Annotated in this window: 16 protein-coding genes; 8 read left to right on the top strand and 8 right to left on the bottom strand. The window is 32.1% G+C overall.

What is annotated here, in order from left to right; all coding sequences use genetic code 11:
* Positions 1 to 22: 22 nt before the first annotated feature.
* A complete protein-coding gene (locus Anndu_RS15715; RefSeq protein ID WP_464102090.1) occupies positions 23 to 1,567 on the bottom strand; it encodes an NAD(P)H-hydrate dehydratase in 1,545 nt (514 codons plus the stop codon).
* 137 nt (positions 1,568 to 1,704) lie between these two features.
* Between Anndu_RS15715 and Anndu_RS15710 the strand changes: the two genes are divergently transcribed.
* Positions 1,705 to 2,544: a tetratricopeptide repeat protein gene (locus tag Anndu_RS15710; protein ID WP_464102089.1), complete on the top strand. Its 840-nt coding sequence runs from the start codon at positions 1,705 to 1,707 to the stop codon at positions 2,542 to 2,544.
* A 57-nt stretch (positions 2,545 to 2,601) separates the two neighbouring features.
* Here the strand turns inward: Anndu_RS15710 and Anndu_RS15705 are convergent, their stop codons facing one another.
* Positions 2,602 to 3,732 (bottom strand): hypothetical protein, encoded by a 1,131-nt coding sequence (locus Anndu_RS15705; RefSeq protein ID WP_464102088.1) that lies wholly within the window; start codon positions 3,730 to 3,732, stop codon positions 2,602 to 2,604.
* 174 nt (positions 3,733 to 3,906) lie between these two features.
* Here Anndu_RS15705 and Anndu_RS15700 point away from each other — a divergent pair, with 174 nt between their 5' ends.
* The 4 genes from Anndu_RS15700 to Anndu_RS15685 all read left to right on the top strand — a co-directional run bounded on the left by Anndu_RS15700 (position 3,907) and on the right by Anndu_RS15685 (position 7,690).
* Positions 3,907 to 4,791 carry a sugar kinase gene (locus Anndu_RS15700; RefSeq protein ID WP_464102087.1) on the top strand — a complete coding sequence of 295 codons (885 nt, stop codon included), beginning with the start codon at positions 3,907 to 3,909 and terminating at the stop codon, positions 4,789 to 4,791.
* Between the two features lie 137 nt (positions 4,792 to 4,928).
* A complete protein-coding gene (locus Anndu_RS15695; protein ID WP_464104127.1) occupies positions 4,929 to 5,564 on the top strand; it encodes a DUF3318 domain-containing protein in 636 nt (211 codons plus the stop codon).
* Positions 5,565 to 5,644: 80 nt separating this feature from the next.
* On the top strand, positions 5,645 to 6,094 hold the full coding sequence (locus tag Anndu_RS15690; RefSeq protein ID WP_464102086.1) for an ATP-binding protein: 450 nt from the start codon (positions 5,645 to 5,647) through the stop codon (positions 6,092 to 6,094).
* Between the two features lie 87 nt (positions 6,095 to 6,181).
* Positions 6,182 to 7,690 carry a UbiD family decarboxylase gene (locus Anndu_RS15685; RefSeq protein WP_464104126.1) on the top strand — a complete coding sequence of 503 codons (1,509 nt, stop codon included), beginning with the start codon at positions 6,182 to 6,184 and terminating at the stop codon, positions 7,688 to 7,690.
* On the opposite strand, the gene Anndu_RS15680 is transcribed toward Anndu_RS15685, so the two are convergent.
* Positions 7,667 to 8,941, bottom strand: a complete 1,275-nt coding sequence (locus tag Anndu_RS15680; protein ID WP_464102085.1) for a lipid-A-disaccharide synthase-related protein — start codon at positions 8,939 to 8,941, stop codon at positions 7,667 to 7,669. The two genes, Anndu_RS15685 and Anndu_RS15680, sit on opposite strands and share 24 nt — an antisense overlap.
* Positions 8,942 to 9,060: 119 nt before the next feature.
* On the opposite strand from Anndu_RS15680, the gene Anndu_RS15675 reads away from it, so the two are divergent.
* Entirely contained in the window at positions 9,061 to 10,488 is a 1,428-nt protein-coding gene (locus Anndu_RS15675) for an ATP-binding protein (RefSeq protein ID WP_464102084.1), read from the top strand.
* 100 nt (positions 10,489 to 10,588) lie between these two features.
* Here Anndu_RS15675 and Anndu_RS15670 read toward each other — a convergent pair whose 3' ends face one another.
* The 4 genes from Anndu_RS15670 to Anndu_RS15655 form a co-directional block, all read right to left on the bottom strand.
* Positions 10,589 to 12,091: a TolB-like translocation protein gene (locus Anndu_RS15670; protein WP_464102083.1), complete on the bottom strand. Its 1,503-nt coding sequence runs from the start codon at positions 12,089 to 12,091 to the stop codon at positions 10,589 to 10,591.
* A 45-nt stretch (positions 12,092 to 12,136) separates the two neighbouring features.
* The gene (locus Anndu_RS15665; RefSeq protein WP_464102082.1) at positions 12,137 to 13,000 is read right to left on the bottom strand and encodes an alpha/beta fold hydrolase; all 864 of its coding nucleotides are present in this window, start codon (positions 12,998 to 13,000) and stop codon (positions 12,137 to 12,139) included.
* A gap of 143 nt (positions 13,001 to 13,143) precedes the next feature.
* Entirely contained in the window at positions 13,144 to 13,332 is a 189-nt protein-coding gene (locus Anndu_RS15660) for a type II toxin-antitoxin system HicA family toxin (RefSeq protein WP_464102081.1), read from the bottom strand.
* Complete coding sequence (locus Anndu_RS15655; RefSeq protein WP_464102080.1) at positions 13,329 to 13,553, bottom strand: type II toxin-antitoxin system HicB family antitoxin; 225 nt, start codon at positions 13,551 to 13,553, stop codon at positions 13,329 to 13,331. The genes Anndu_RS15660 and Anndu_RS15655 overlap by 4 nt, the downstream gene beginning before the upstream one ends.
* 437 nt (positions 13,554 to 13,990) lie before the next feature.
* Here Anndu_RS15655 and petB point away from each other — a divergent pair, with 437 nt between their 5' ends.
* Both petB and petD read left to right on the top strand, forming a co-directional pair.
* A complete protein-coding gene (gene petB, locus Anndu_RS15650) occupies positions 13,991 to 14,659 on the top strand; it encodes a cytochrome b6 (protein ID WP_464102079.1) in 669 nt (222 codons plus the stop codon).
* A 90-nt stretch (positions 14,660 to 14,749) separates the two neighbouring features.
* On the top strand, positions 14,750 to 15,229 hold the full coding sequence (gene petD, locus Anndu_RS15645; protein ID WP_464102078.1) for a cytochrome b6-f complex subunit IV: 480 nt from the start codon (positions 14,750 to 14,752) through the stop codon (positions 15,227 to 15,229).
* 118 nt (positions 15,230 to 15,347) lie between these two features.
* On the opposite strand, the gene cysC is transcribed toward petD, so the two are convergent.
* Positions 15,348 to 15,875 (bottom strand): adenylyl-sulfate kinase, encoded by a 528-nt coding sequence (gene cysC, locus Anndu_RS15640; protein WP_464102077.1) that lies wholly within the window; start codon positions 15,873 to 15,875, stop codon positions 15,348 to 15,350.
* Between the last annotated feature and the right edge of the window lie 129 nt (positions 15,876 to 16,004).

Below are 16,004 nucleotides of genomic sequence, written 5' to 3'. Positions count from 1 at the left end.
GAAAAGATTTAGATTAATTAACTCAATTGAGGCCTAAACTTTGGCCTATATATTTAATTAAAGTTAGCCCGTCAACTCCTAATTCAGTAACATTTTGAGCCGCTAAAATTGCTCCTTGAGAATGAAAATAAGCCCCCGTTGCGATGGAATAAATTAAGGATAAATCAGGTTTAAATTTTAAATTTTGGGTTAATAAACCCGCTATTAATCCTGTTAAAATATCCCCACTCCCTCCCCTTGCTAAAGCAGGTGTACTTTCAGGTATAATTAAAACGCAATTATGATCAGCAATTAAAGTTCTTGCTCCTTTAAAAAGGATGATACTATCTGTTAGTTTAACCCCTTGTTTGATCGCTTTAATTCTATCTTTTTCAGGTTGATTAATTTGGGGAAATAATCTTCTAAATTCTCCTAAATGGGGGGTTAAAATAGTGGGAAATTGACGATTTTTTAAAGTGGAAATTGGATCAATTTGGGCTAAAATATTTAAACCATCCGCATCTAAAATTAACGGACAATTAACTTTTAATAAGTCTTTAATAACATTAATTGGCTCTAATGTTAAGCCCATGCCACAGGCAATTACATCATATTTATTAAGATTAGAAATAGCGTTCAAATTTTTAATTGTACCCGTTTCTGTTTCTTCACAAGGAATAATTAAAGCTTCCGGTAATTGACTATTTAATAATAATTTTAAAGATTTGGGTACGGCAATTGTGAGCATTCCTACCCCTGAAGCTCTAGCTCCTAATCCGGCTAAAATAGCCGCTCCCACATAACGACTTGAGCCACAGATTAATAATAAATTGCCCTGTTGATATTTATGAGTTAAAAGAGGACGAGGCAAGGGTAAAACAGTTTGAGCAAATTCTGTTGTTAATAAACGAATTGACTGATTATTTTGAAAAATAGATGTAGTTAGTTGAGAGGGAATACCAAAATTAAGTAGATGAATTTTTCCTAAATATGGTAAAGCTTGATCTTGAAATAAGCCCTGTTTCCACAGGCCTAAACAAAGGGTATGGGTCGCTTTTACCGCCGTTCCTAAAATTTCTCCTGTGTCAGTATGAATACCAGAGGGCAGATCAACGCTAACTACGGGAATAGACCAAGTATTAAGAGCATTAAGATCATTAGCCAGATTTCCCTCTATTTTTCTTTCTAAGCCAAACCCAAATAAACCATCAATAATTAAGTCACAATTGCTTAAATCATTAATATTTTCAACAAAATTAATATTTAAAAATTTAGCATATTGACGATGAAAAGCGGTTAAATCTTTTAATTTAGGTAAAGGTTGATAAATTTTAACCTCATAATTTTTAAGGAATAATTCCCTTGCTATGACTAAAGCATCTCCGCCATTATGGCCACAACCTACCATAATTCCTACTTTTTTAACTAAAGATAAAAGGTATAATTCCTCTATTTTATTTACCATTAATAAAGCCGCTTTTTCCATTAGGGACGCAATCGGCATTCCCTGAGCAAAAATTTGACCCTCAATTTCTGCCATTTGTGAGGCTGTCACAACGGTTGATTCTAAAGAAAAAAATTGATTCATGATTTTTATTAATTTTTTATTTTTAATGTATCCTATTTTTTCAATCAAAGCTATAATAAATTTAATTAACAATAGATCATAAAAAAATTATTGTCAATTGTCAAATTTAAAAGATCAAACTTACCTATTTTTTAGTAATGAAAAAAAATCAAATTAAATTATCCTTAGTCATTGGCACAGGTAGCCTATTTTTAATACCTACTACGGCCTATTCTAGCTCTTTAAATAACCATAATTCTTTAACAAAAGTAGAACAATCAATTACTTTAATTGCTCAAAATAATGATAATTCTAATTATTTGATGAATCAAGGTTGGAATTTATATATTAGTCAGCAATATCAAGAAGCAATTAATTACTATGATCAAGCAATTAATCTTAATCCTAATTTTTGGGAAGCTTGGTTTGCTAAAGCACTAGCTTTATCTGATTTAGAAAGATATGAAGAAGCGATTACTTCCCTAGATCGAGTGATTAATCTTGATCAAGATAATGCTGATGCTTACGGGCTTCGTGGCTCTATTTATCTATTAATTAATAACAGAGAACAAGGCATTAGTAATTTACAAAAAGCGGCCCAACTTTTTCAAGAACAAAATCAGCAACAAGCTTATCAAGATACCATCGAACTATTACAAATAGTTCTATCAGAAGATGATAATAATTCTAATCAAAATCAAGCACTAACTACTATAGAATTTGGAGATAATAACCCCTATAATCTGTTTGATCAAGGCTATTCTTTTTATGAATTAGAACAGTATGATCAAGCCATCAATGCCTTTAGTGAAGCCATTAAAATTAAACCTGATTTTGCCGAAGCTTATGGCCTAAGAGGTGGGGTTTATTTTCTGTTAGGAAATAAAGAAAATGCCTTAGCTGATTTAGAAACAGCCTCTCAACTTTTTACAATTCAAAATAATAGTGAAGGTTATCAAAAAATTCAAGAATTTATCCAAGTCGTTCAAGAAAATTAACCTTAATTATTATTTGAAAATTGAACGGTGATTAATGACAAATAATAATCAAAATATTTATTGATGATAATTATGCCCAGTTAAAGTATCAGAATGATTATATAAAAGAGAACTTAATAATTCAATTTGATAATAAATTTTATCCTGTAATTGATGTAAAGAAGGAAAATCTTGATCAGCTAAATCATAAAATTTTGAGCGTTCAATAAGTTGTTTAATTTTTTCTTCTAATTGATCACAAATAATCATTCCTTCTTTACTCAAACGATTAATTTGATAATCTTGATAATCTTGTAACATTTTTCCCCAAAATAAATACAAAAAAAGCTGTTCCCCTTCATGAGAAGGCACTATTTTTAGGCGCAAAAGAACTTTAGAATTTTTATAATTGCGTAAAGATTCTATTTTTTTGATATTAGTTACTGGTTGAATTGGTAAGAATAACATTTTTTTTAATTCATTAATGATTGTAGCTAATTGTTTTTTGGGAATTTGATCAATAATGACTTGATTTTCCTTATGTTTTTGCCATGAAATTCGCCCATAACCTTTAAGATTTTCGATGTTAATTTGATTAACTTTTTCTTTAATTACCTTTGCTAATAATTCAGGAATAAATTGATTTGATGGCAAATTAAGCAGAGATTGACTTGGTTCATCTAAATACTTAAAACTCAGATTAAGATTGAGATTAACTTCTTTTTTAGGTTTACCTTTGGCTTCAGTTTCTAATTGTTCAATTAATTTTTGTGGATTATCAATAATTAAAGTATTAGTGCTATCTTCCCTAATTTTTGCCTTATCTTCTGTTTGATGTAAACTACTAAAAGGGGAAGAAAGATTGACTTTTTGATTAACGGATAATTGTTCTTTTTTATATTGTAAATATTCCGAGAGAATGTTTTTAAGAATATCCACAGAAATTGTTTTTCTTTTGATCAAATAATTATAGGATTTTACTAAAGGTTCAACTCCCTTTAAAATAGAAGTCTCTTGACTATTTACCATTCCTAAAATTACAGAATCATTGACTAAATTAAGTGGCACAATTTTATGTTGTAAACACAATTCAAAAGGAAAAATTGTACCAATTAATTGAAAGGCTTTTTCTAAATTAATTCCCAAATTAGGAACAGATTGTGGTAGATTTTCTGTGACAAAAGATGATTGAGAATTTAGATTAGACATAGTAAAAAATATGGTTTAGTTAGACATTTAATTAATACTTTTTATCTGAAAATAAAAAATCTAAATTGCTTGTTATTTAGTTCTATTAAAAATAGATTATTCAGGATAAATTGTTATAATTTGTTATAATCTGTAACTTGACTTTTAACAATTAGAAACAAATATTAAAAAAAAATGAAGTATTCTGGTTTATTTATTGGTTTAGTCACCCTTGACTTTATTTATCAAGTTAATTATTTTCCTACTTCTAATGAGAAAATTGTAGCATCAAATCAATTAATTTTATCGGGTGGGCCGGCAACTAATGCTTCTGTCACTTTTAGCAGTTTAGGGAATAAAGGCTTACTGTTAGCCGTGTTTGGCTCTCATCCTTTAAGTCATTTAATTCGTTCTGAATTAAATAATTATCCTCTTAAATTAATAGATTTAGCACCTAATTTTAGTCATTCGCCTTCCGTTTCTTCTATCATTGTAACATCAAGTACCGGAGAAAGAGCAGCCATTTCTATTAATGCCAATAAATGTCAGGCTAAAATTAATACGATTCCTAAAGATGTATTAAATAATATTAATATTATCTTAATAGACGGTCATCAAATTGAGGTAAGTGAGGCGATCGCCCAAGAAGGAAAAAGTAAAAATATTCCCATTGTGATTGATGGAGGTAGTTGGAAAAACGGTTATGAAAAAATCTTACCTTTTGTAGATTATGCCATTTGTTCAGCTAATTTTTATCCGCCCAATTGCCATACCCAAGAGGATGTTATTACTTTTTTAAAAAGTTTTAATATTCCCTATATTGCCATCACTCAAGGAGAAAAACCGATTAAATATTGGACTGAAAAAAGTCAAGGTGAAATTTTAATTGAACAAGTAAATGTGATAGATACTTTAGGGGCAGGAGATATTTTTCACGGTGCTTTTTGTCATTATATTTTAGAATCAAATTTTATAGATGCTTTAACTCAATCGGCACAAATAGCTTCCCATTCTTGTCAGTTTTATGGCACTAGAAATTTTCAAAGTTCCCCTAATTCTGAGTTAAAAAATGAGAACTAAAATGTAAAATAGCCTTTTAGCCCGTCACAGGAAAAATCCCTCTTGCACAAATTCAATTATCCTCTTGACTATAATTAACGCTAAAATTAAAGTTAAATTAATGATTAAAAATTTTGAGAATTAAACTTGATAAAGCAATGACTTATACTGCTTCCTCCGCTAGAGCGGAAATTAATGAACTACGGCGTTTAAAAACCTTATTACCCCCAGAGTTACAAAGTTGGGTAATGGTAGAAGGCACAACGGAAATTAATCCGCCCCTGATCCGTTCAGAAGAAATTGGTAAAGATGAAATAGAAATACAAATTGATTTAGCAAAATGGGATAATTTAGCCATCGATCAGCGAAATTTGTTATTTTGGCATGAAGTAGCCCGGATCCAAAATGATACCATCCCAAAAGAAGGTTGGGAAATGGCGGCTCTAGCCATCGGCCTTGGCGGTGCGGTGGGTGAATTATGGGTACAAGACGGTTTATTGTTAGTGTTAGCTTTAGCTTTATGCGGTTTTTCGGGCTACCGACTCTGGCAGAAAAATGCGGGAGAAAGAACTCTGAAAAATGCGATCGAAGCTGATGAAAAAGCGATCGCCCTTGCCACTCGTTTTGGCTATTCCCTCCCCAATGCTTATAAAAGTTTAGGAAGTGCGCTCAAAACTTTGATTGAATTAACACCTGCTCGGCGTGAACGGAAAAAATATGAAGATCGCTTACAAGCCTTAAGACGTAGTGCTTCAAAAGCTAAAGCCAAAACTGCTTCAACAATTGACAATTAACCATTAATTCTACTTAAAAGTAAAGAATAAAAAACAAAAAAATTCTGTTAATAAATCACAAATAACCCATAACCAACTAAATGAAAAAAGAACAACCCAAAGAATATTTTAACCTTCAAGTTAACAGTGACTTGAAGGCTTTGGGTTATGTTTTAGAATGGTTTAGTACAATCAGTCAATCAACATTATCTGCTGACTGTTTTTTACAATGTAAAATCATGTTAGCAGAAGGTTTTACCAATGCCGTGCGTCACGCCCATAAAAATTATCCCCCCCAAACCATTATTAATCTTGAATTATATTTTTATCAAAATTATTTAGAAATAAAAATTTGGGATTGTGGTCAACCTTTTAATTTAAAAGGAAAGCTAGATTCTTTATTAAATGAAAAACAAACTAATTCAATTTTAGAATTAGCAGAAGGTGGACGAGGCTTACAATTTATTAATGGTTTAGCCGATCAATTTTTCTATATTCGAGATAGCCAAAAACAAAGAAATTGTTTGATTATGCAAAAAACCTTAAAATAATGGATAATGGATAATTGTGGATATAATTGTCAATTATCTATTCTCAATTATCCATTATTAATTATCCATTCTCAATTATTTATTATTATGGCTAGAGACTTAAGAAAATTTATTGAACTATTAGAAACAAAAGGACAATTAAGAAGAATAAAAACTGAAGTTGATCCCGATTTAGAAATCGCAGAAATTTCCAATCGAATGTTACAAGTAGGCGGGCCAGGCTTATTATTTGAAAATGTTAAAGGCTCAAAATTTCCCGTTGCTGTTAATTTAATGGGAACAGTGGAAAGAATTTGTTGGGCTATGAATATGGAACAACCCCAAGAATTAGAAAACTTAGGTCAAAAATTAGCCCTCTTACAACAACCAAAACCACCAAAAAAAATCTCTCAAGCCGTTGATTTTGCTAAAGTTTTATTTGATGTTTTAAAAGCCAAATCTTCAAAAAGTTTTTTCCCACCTTGTCAGGAAATAATTATCGAAAATGAAGACTTGGATCTTAATCAAATTCCCATGATCCGCCCTTATTGTGGTGATGCAGGAAAAATTATTACACTGGGTTTAGTTATTACTAAAGACTGTGAAACTGGTACTGCTAATGTGGGTGTTTATCGTCTACAATTACAGTCAAAAAATACCATGACCGTCCATTGGTTATCGGTGCGAGGAGGAGCAAGACACCTCAGAAAAGCCTCTGAAAACGGTAAAAAATTGGAAGTTGCGATCGCGCTAGGGGTAGATCCCTTGATCATCATGGCCGCCGCCACTCCGATCCCCGTAGACCTTTCAGAATGGCTATTTGCAGGATTATATGGTGGGGAAGGGGTCAAACTAGCCAAATGTAAAACCGTAGACTTAGAAGTCCCCGCCGACTCAGAATTTGTCTTAGAAGGAACGATCACCCCCGGAGAAATGTTACCAGATGGGCCTTTTGGCGATCACATGGGTTATTATGGCGCACTGGAAGACTCACCCCTGATCCGTTTCCATTGCCTAACCCACCGCAAAGATCCCATCTATTTAACCACTTTTAGCGGTAGGCCGCCCAAAGAAGAAGCCATGATGGCGATCGCACTTAATCGTATTTATACGCCAATTTTAAGGCAACAAGTACCTGAAATTACGGACTTTTTCCTCCCGATGGAAGCCCTGAGCTATAAGGCGGCCATTATTTCCATAGATAAAGCCTATCCCGGCCAAGCAAGAAGGGCGGCCTTGGCTTTTTGGAGTGCTTTGCCTCAGTTTACTTATACTAAATTTGTGATAGTTGTAGATAAAAATATTAATATCAGGGATCCCCGTCAAATAGTTTGGGCAATTAGTTCAAAAGTTGACCCCGTAAGAGATGTATTTATTCTCCCTGAAACCCCCTTTGATACCCTTGATTTTGCGAGTGCCAAGGTAGGATTAGGAGGAAGAATGGGGATTGATGCTACAACTAAAGTTTATCCCGAAACAGATCATGAGTGGGGAGAGGTGTTAGAGTCTGATCCAGAAATAGCCAAAAAAGTAGATCAGCGTTGGCAAGAATATGGCTTAGGGGATATTAATTTAAGCCAAGTTGATCCCAATTTATTTGGCTATGAAATTCGGTGATCCTGTTAGTAACTTTAACAGAAAATCGGCAATTTTTTTGGCAGATCCGGCTTCCCCCATGCGTTTTTTTCCATTAATTGAAATTGCTTTTTGTAAGTCTAAATCAGTTAATAATTGTTCAAGAATTATGGGGGTTTGTTGAGGGTTTTCTGCTAAGATTACCGATTTTCCTAAGAGTCTTGTTTGTGCCTCAGCAAAGGCAGGAGTAAATTGAGGGCCTTTCCCAATTATACTAATAACTGGCTTTCCTAAACCGACAAATTGTTCTGTGGCCGTTCCAGCCATTGCTAAGGCAATTTCCCCTTGTTTTAAACAGTATTGATATTGATTTTTAAGTAATAATAATTGGGCTGTTTCTTGGGTAAATTTAATTGTATTTTGATCTAAGATTTGCCCTTGATTATTATTAGTTAATTGCCAATTTTGATTAATTAAAATTTCTGTTAATGGTTCAAGGGGAACGCTAGGAGCGATCGCTGTATAAAATGTAAATTTTGTTTGCGGAAATTTTCTGAAAAATTGACTAATTCCCTCTAAAATTAATTGCCAATTGTCATAAACTTCAGGCACTCTTGATCCCGGAATTAACACTAGATTTAATTCTTGATTATTCCTAATTAAATCACTATTAAAACATTCTTCTAAACCATCCATCATCGGATTACCAAAATTATAAGCCCTAATTTGATTTTTTAATAAAACATTGGTAGTTAATTCATCTCTAGGAAAAACCCCTTGACATTGACTTTGCTTCATTAACCATCTTTCCCAAGGTAAATATACTCCTCCCATTAACCTTTCAAAATAAGATGTTTTTTCTAACCATTGGAAGTCATCTCTTAAGTAGTATTCTGATTTAGCCGTACCTACAAAAGCATAGTTTAAGCCACTAGCCCAAGCAAAAAGTAACGGCACAAGATCCCCCACCGCCAACACTAAACAGCGATCGCCGGATAATTTGGCTTGTTTTGCCCATTGACGCACCCCTTGATATTGATTTAATGTTAACTTGATTAAACCGCCCTTAACATCTCTTAACAATTGCCGACTATCCATATAAATAAAGCCTCCAGAGGGCATCTGTTGAACTTTTGAGATAATGGGAATGTTTAATTTTTCGTAAGCATGGCCTTCCCCAACGATGGGTAAAGCCGATAACTCTAGGCTTGGGGCTAATTGCTGTAACTGTTCTAAAATTCTCACAGCAATTAGATCCTCGCCGTGGCCGTTACTTAAACAAAGAATTTTCATTTTCTTAAAAAAACTTAATATAATTAATAAAGATTAAGAAGTTAATTATAAAACGAAATTTTTTATTAATAATAGATCAAGTATGATTTTGTTAATTTTAGATAACTTGAGATTGGCCAATGACTTCTTCCCTTTTAGAAATTTTAGTAAATACACTCAATACTGAGGATAAAATTAGTTCTTCCTTTAAAAATCTTCAAGATAAATTATTTATTTTATCTTTAGATTTATTTTTCATTCTTGATCATCAAGGTAAATTTAAACAAATTAATTCTACCACTCAAGAAATTTTAGGTTGGACGAATGAGGAATTACAAGAATTAATTTTATCAGATTTAATTCATCCTTTAGATCAAATTAGATTTAATCAAAAATTAGAAGAAGTAAAAATAACTAACAAATTAAGCTCCATAGATAGCCGTTTTCATTGTCAAAATGGCGATTATAAATGGTTATTATTTAATTTAAAATTTGACCAAAATAAACAAATTATTTATGCCATTGCTAGGGATATTAGTGAACAGAAAAATGCTCAAGAAAATTTAGAAAAAAGGGTACAGGAAAGAACAGCAGAATTAGAAAAAACAAATCAATTATTACAACAGGAAATTAATGAAAGAAAAAAAACGGAATTAGCCTTAAGAGAATCGGAAATTAAATTAACAGAAAAAGCCCAAGAATTAGAAAAAACTTTACACGAATTACAACATATTTCGATGGAATTATTATATGCAGAAAAAATCTTTAGTTTGGGGCAAGTTGTGGCGGGAATTGCGCATGAAATTAGCTCTCCTATTAATTTTATTTATGGCAATTTGGAATATCTTAATCAACATATTCAAGACATAATTAAAGTTTTAAAATTATATCTTCAATTATATCCCCGTCCCTATTTAGAAATTCAAGAATTAATCAAAGAAATTGATTTAGATTTTGTAATTAATGATCTATCTCATCTTTTAAATTCCATGAAGTCAGGAGCCGATAAAATTCATAAAATGGTCTTTTCTTTAAGAAATTTTGCCCATCATCATCAGGGTGAAAAAAAATTAATTACCCTTGATCAATATTTAGATAGTGCTTTACAAATGATGCAATATCGTTTAATGGCAAATGAGCAAAGGCCGGCTATTTCTGTGATTAAAAATTATCAAGAAATTCCTTTAGTTCAATGTTATATCGGTCAATTAAATCAAGTTTTAATTAACCTTCTTAATAATGCGATTGATGCGATCGAGGAGGATCATAATCCTGAAAAAATCCCTACTATTACCCTTTCAACTGAGTTAATTTCTGTTAGTGAAAATCATGATTATTCAGGGGATAAAGTAATAATTAAAATCAAAGATAATGGGTTAGGAATTAAACCGGAAATACAATCACAAATTTTTGCTCCTTTCTTTACAACTAAGCCAGTTGGAAAAGGAACAGGATTAGGTTTAACTGTTAGTTATCAAATAATTGTAGAACAACATCATGGAGAATTAACTTTTAATTCTGAACCTGAAAAAGGTACGGAATTTATCATTATTTTACCTGTAAAATAGTTTAATTCTACATAATAATTATTAATCAATAATTGTTTGATTTAATATTTAATATTTAAAAAATGGTAAAAGTAATGGTCAATTATCAATTGTCAATTTGTTATTTAAACCATTGAGGGCGTAAACCATGAAAGGGCAAAACACTATATTGAGATGTGCTAACAATTGAAGGATCGATCGGCTCAGTTACATATAACCATAAACGACCATCTACAATTATTTCCCCTGAATTATTGCGTAAAAGATCGAGAGATTGATTATCATTTGAAGTAATAATTTGATCAAATAATAAACCAATCCCATCAGGCGCTATATTAAAACTAATATCCTGATATTTTGGCAATTGTAAAAGGGAATTAATTTGGGAATTTTCTAAATTAATTTCCACAAAAAAAGGTTGTTCTTGATATTCTTGAGTTTCTAATAAACGGGTAATTAAACAATATAATTTCTTGCCATTAGGATTAAATTGACAACCTAAAATTGAGCCATTTGTATCTAATAATTTTTTTTGTAAACCTTGATTATTTACCCAAAATAAAGAACGAATATAACGTAATTCTGGATTTTGACTATTAAAATCAATCATTACGGCCGATGTTCCATCATTTGAAAAGTTTAAAATACTGCCAAAATTAGGTAAAAAATCTAAAACTTCCGTATCTTTTTTTAATGGTAATAAAGCAACTCCTTCCCCTTTTACCATTGCTAAAGTTTCACTATCAGGAGCGATTAAAAATTGCCCTCCTTGGGAGTCTTTTAAAGGTGTTAATTCTGTTTTTCCAACTTCTAATAACCATAAACCAAAATCACTAGGTTTTTTACGATTTAAACGCTGTAAAACGATCATTTTACCATCAGGTGAAAGATCAAAATTAAGAATTTTATAATCATTATTATTAACTATTAAAGTTAAATTATTATCATCTATTGAATATTGCTCAAGATTTTCTGGTAAATCAATCGTAAAAAGTTGGGGATCCTGTAGATCTTCACTGCCTTTAATAGCGGCCATAAAAACAATTTTTCGATTATCAGGATATATTTTAAAATTAGAAACAACCAGATGAGAAGGGGTTAAAATTATACTTTTTTCTGTTTGCCAATGATATAACATTAAACGGCCTAATTCTTCACCTTGTGCGCCAATATAAGCAAAGGCTCTTTCCCTTGTTTTAAAATTACTAGAAAATGGTTTCATTACTTTTCCTAAACTTCCTTCTTCCCTAAATTTTTCTTGACCATTTTCTAAGGTAATTTTATAATTTTCACCGTATGGTGCAGGGCTTTCTAAAGTGTAGGCCATGCGTTTTCCTACCCAACTAAATTTACCATCTAAAGGGGGATCAATCACTAAATATTTTTCAATACTTTCATGATCCATTGGGCGATCAAATGTTAAAATAAAAGCCTTATCTTCAGCCCCAATAGTTTTATTTTGCCAATTAAAATTTCTGACTTTTGGTAAAGGATTAAACCAACAATTGTTAGTTTGACAGAGTTTTTCACCCCCTACTAAAATCCCCATTATAAAACCAAAAATAATAATTAAAATAATTGCTAATTTATCAATTGGTTGTAATAATTTTAATGTTTTTGCCATAATATTAATTTAAGTAATAAGTAATAAATAATAAAATTGCTATAGCTAGATTTTAATATTTTCCCTTAAAAATTGACTGATTTCAAACATTAATTTTTCGGGCTGATCTGCCCTGATTAAATGACCACAATTTTCAAACATTCTTAGAGTAGAATTAGGTATTTTTTGAGCAATTTCTTCAGAAAATTCAGGCGCACAGATCCAATCTTCTTTTGCTCCTATGATCAGGGATGGAGCAGTTATTTTATGTAATTGATCCCTAAGATCAAAGCTTTTAAAAAAGGTACGAAAAGCCACATTAATGGCATCTACTGATAAAATTGTTCTTTTAAAATTATTAGGAGATTTAGGATTAAATGTCAAAGAATAAAGGGGTGCAGTTAATTCAAAATATTTTCTTAAATGGTTTTCATCTTTAAAATTTCCATCCCATAAATATTGTGCGATCGCCCTTTGTTCAGGTGTACCTTTTTCTGCTAAAAAAGCTTGAGCTTTAGGGATACAATGATAACTTGGGGCAGTAGCCATTACAATTAAACCCTGTAAATTTTGAGGATATTTAATCCCATAACCTAACGCTACCATACCACCATAAGAACCGCCAATTAAAATTATTTTTTCTAACCCTAAATATTGCCTTAAAGCCTCTAGATCTTCCACATTATTTTCAAAAGTATAAGTATCTTTATTATCCCTTGCCGATCGCCCTTGACCCCTTAGATCATAATAGACCAATTGTAATTGATCAGTTAAACTAGAAAATAAAGGTTTAAAACTGGTATGATCAGCCCCCGGCCCACCATGAATTAAAAAAGCAGTGGGTTTTTCTCGCATTTTAGAACCATCAGGAACTAAACCTAAACCTTCAATATCAAAATAGATTTTTGTATCTCTAATATTGGCATACATAATAATTAATTAATCATCAAAAATATAATTGTTTTTTTTGTTTTATCACAATCTTTCAATTTTAGCAATGTTAATATTAACCAGTAAAACAAGATTTTTTGAAAGTCAGGTATTCCTATTAACTTAATTTTCACAAATTTAACTTATTTTAAATCTGGTATTTGTAAATCACGACAAATTTTACGAGCTAGAAAATCATTAATTTCTCGATGACGAGGAATAGCAGAAGATTTTTGAGTCATACGATTAATATAAATACTATGATTTCCTCCTTCTCTTAATAATTCACAACCATATTTTTCTAAATATTTAATTAAATCTTTTCGTTTCATATTGCTGATAAAATAATAGATTCTTTAATCACATTTTGTTCTTTTAATTGTTCTTCTACTAAAAAACGATTTGCTTCTAATACTAAAATTATCGCTTCTTCTAAGTTTTGTCTAGTTTCTTCAAGGGTATCACCTTGAGTATTAGCTCCGGGCAATTCTTCCACAAAACCAATATAACCTTCGGGAACTTTCTGAAACACTTTAGTTAATTTTAATTGCATGATTTTATCTCCTATTGGCAACTTTGATTTATTATACCTTATTAAGACTAAAAATATCGCAATTTTAAATAGCTTGTAGCAGATCAATGATTAGAAAAAAGACTGTTAAAGTCTTGTTACGAAAAATAAATAACGAATAAGGAATAATAAAAGTATTAACTTTTTTTGCCATAACCAATTTAAAACTGCCATCTATGGGGATGACATAATTTGTATTTATAACAATAATTATTTTTTTTATAAATACTGAGTTTAAAAGATAATTAAAAAATATTTATTGTCTAATTAATCGTAGATATTGATTAAAATACCGTTGAGTCAAGACACTTAGCTATTGGCCGAAAAAGACTGAATCGAGTTTTGATGATTAAAAGTTAAAAATATGATAAAGTTTTTTAATTAAGACATTTATTTTTCAGGAAAATAACAACTTCTCAATGTTCACTAAAGAAGTAACAGACTCAAAAGTATATCAATGGTTTCAGGATCGTCTCGAAATTCAGGCGATTTCTGATGACATTTCTAGCAAATATGTACCGCCCCACGTCAATATCTTCTATTGTTTAGGCGGAATTACCCTAACTTGCTTTTTAATTCAGTTTGCCACTGGGTTTGCCATGACTTTCTACTACAAACCCACTGTGACAGAAGCCTTTGCTTCCGTACAATACATCATGAATGAAGTTAACTTCGGTTGGTTAATTCGTTCAGTCCATCGCTGGTCTGCTAGTATGATGGTCTTAATGATGATTCTCCACGTTTTCCGAGTTTATTTAACAGGTGGTTTCAAAAAACCTAGAGAATTAACTTGGGTAGTGGGTGTAACCATGGCCGTTATTACCGTTTCCTTTGGTGTAACAGGTTATTCTTTACCTTGGGATCAGGTTGGTTATTGGGCGGTTAAAATCGTTTCCGGTGTACCTGCGGCCATCCCCGTAGTGGGTGATCAACTTGTAGAATTAATGCGCGGAAGTGCTAGTGTAGGACAAGCAACTTTAACCCGTTTCTACAGCATTCATACCTTCGTTTTACCTTGGTTAATGGCGGTATTTATGTTAATGCACTTCTTAATGATTCGTAAACAAGGTATTTCTGGCCCCTTGTAACTTAAAGTTAAATTAGACGATGAGCTAACATTTAAACTTATCGTCTTGTTGACTTGACTTAAAATTTTTATTAATTAAAAGGATTTTTCCATGTCAATTAAAAAACCGGATCTCAGCGATCCCGAATTGAGAGAGAAGATCGCTAAAGGCATGGGTCATAATTACTACGGTGAACCTGCTTGGCCTAATGATCTTTTATATATGTTCCCCGTTTGTATCATTGGTACAATCGGTCTAGTAGTTTGTTTAGCGGTATTAGATCCGGCTTTAATCGGTGAACCTGCTAATCCTTTTGCTACTCCTTTAGAAATTTTACCTGAATGGTATCTTTATCCCGTATTCCAAATTTTACGGATTTTACCCAATAAATTATTAGGGATCGCCTGTCAAGGTGCTATTCCTTTAGGTTTAATGCTTGTACCTTTTATTGAAAGTGTTAACAAGTTTCAAAATCCTTTCCGCCGCCCGATCGCCACTACCGTGTTCCTCTTTGGTACAGTAGTTGCACTTTGGTTGGGTGCGGGTGCAATTTTCCCCATTGACAAATCTTTAACCTTAGGTTTGTTCTAAAAATTGATCTTAAAATCATCAATTCATCCCTCCAATTTTTGGAGGGATTTTTAATTATGATTGATTTTCAAAAAAAACCCTCACCTTACTAGGGAGAGGGTTGTGGCGACAGTTCAGATTAAAGATAACCCAACTCAGTTAATGCCTTCATTACTTTATCCACACTTTCATCTAAAGTTTCCAAATCCGTGCGACACTCAATTTCAGGATTAACGGGAGGCTCATAGGGATCAGATATACCCGTAAACTGTTTAATCTCACCGGCTCTGGCTTTCGCATAAAGTCCTTTAACATCTCTATCCTCACAAACCTCTAAAGGAGCATTGACAAAAACCTCTACAAAATTGCCAATTTTACTACGCACTTCCTCACGGATCTCACGATAGGGAGAAATGGCAGACACCACCACAATCACACCATTACGAGTTAATAAATTGGCCACAAAACCAATCCTACGAATATTCTCGTCACGATCTTCCTTACTAAAACCTAAGCCCTTAGTTAAATTGAGACGGACAATATCTCCATCTAAAATTTCTACTTTTCTATTTTGAGATTTAAGCAAATCAGCCACCACATGACTAATTGTGGTTTTACCCGCACCACTTAAACCCGTAAACCAAAGCGTTACACCTTTTTGTTCCATTGTTTTGAAAAAATAATTACAACAATCTCAAATTTAAGGCCAAGGCTGTCAAAAAACAAGCCCCTATCTAACTATAAAAGTTACACAGGGGATTGTTAAAGTTGATTTTGTAGTACAACTACCCAGAAA

This window comes from Annamia dubia NIES-4383 (assembly GCF_055394725.1).
This window is presented reverse-complemented; position numbering and strand designations above follow the sequence as displayed.

What these genes read in the sequence shown, in the direction of transcription:
- Anndu_RS15715 (WP_464102090.1), bottom strand. Translation starts at nt 1,567, where the DNA reads ATGAATCAATTTTTTTCTTTAGAATCAACCGTTGTGACAGCCTCACAA.
- Anndu_RS15710 (WP_464102089.1), top strand. Translation starts at nt 1,705, where the DNA reads ATGAAAAAAAATCAAATTAAATTATCCTTAGTCATTGGCACAGGTAGC.
- Anndu_RS15705 (WP_464102088.1), bottom strand. Translation starts at nt 3,732, where the DNA reads ATGTCTAATCTAAATTCTCAATCATCTTTTGTCACAGAAAATCTACCA.
- Anndu_RS15700 (WP_464102087.1), top strand. Translation starts at nt 3,907, where the DNA reads ATGAAGTATTCTGGTTTATTTATTGGTTTAGTCACCCTTGACTTTATT.
- Anndu_RS15695 (WP_464104127.1), top strand. Translation starts at nt 4,929, where the DNA reads ATGACTTATACTGCTTCCTCCGCTAGAGCGGAAATTAATGAACTACGG.
- Anndu_RS15690 (WP_464102086.1), top strand. Translation starts at nt 5,645, where the DNA reads ATGAAAAAAGAACAACCCAAAGAATATTTTAACCTTCAAGTTAACAGT.
- Anndu_RS15685 (WP_464104126.1), top strand. Translation starts at nt 6,182, where the DNA reads ATGGCTAGAGACTTAAGAAAATTTATTGAACTATTAGAAACAAAAGGA.
- Anndu_RS15680 (WP_464102085.1), bottom strand. Translation starts at nt 8,941, where the DNA reads ATGAAAATTCTTTGTTTAAGTAACGGCCACGGCGAGGATCTAATTGCT.
- Anndu_RS15675 (WP_464102084.1), top strand. Translation starts at nt 9,061, where the DNA reads ATGACTTCTTCCCTTTTAGAAATTTTAGTAAATACACTCAATACTGAG.
- Anndu_RS15670 (WP_464102083.1), bottom strand. Translation starts at nt 12,091, where the DNA reads ATGGCAAAAACATTAAAATTATTACAACCAATTGATAAATTAGCAATT.
- Anndu_RS15665 (WP_464102082.1), bottom strand. Translation starts at nt 13,000, where the DNA reads ATGTATGCCAATATTAGAGATACAAAAATCTATTTTGATATTGAAGGT.
- Anndu_RS15660 (WP_464102081.1), bottom strand. Translation starts at nt 13,332, where the DNA reads ATGAAACGAAAAGATTTAATTAAATATTTAGAAAAATATGGTTGTGAA.
- Anndu_RS15655 (WP_464102080.1), bottom strand. Translation starts at nt 13,553, where the DNA reads ATGCAATTAAAATTAACTAAAGTGTTTCAGAAAGTTCCCGAAGGTTAT.
- petB (WP_464102079.1), top strand. Translation starts at nt 13,991, where the DNA reads ATGTTCACTAAAGAAGTAACAGACTCAAAAGTATATCAATGGTTTCAG.
- petD (WP_464102078.1), top strand. Translation starts at nt 14,750, where the DNA reads ATGTCAATTAAAAAACCGGATCTCAGCGATCCCGAATTGAGAGAGAAG.
- cysC (WP_464102077.1), bottom strand. Translation starts at nt 15,875, where the DNA reads ATGGAACAAAAAGGTGTAACGCTTTGGTTTACGGGTTTAAGTGGTGCG.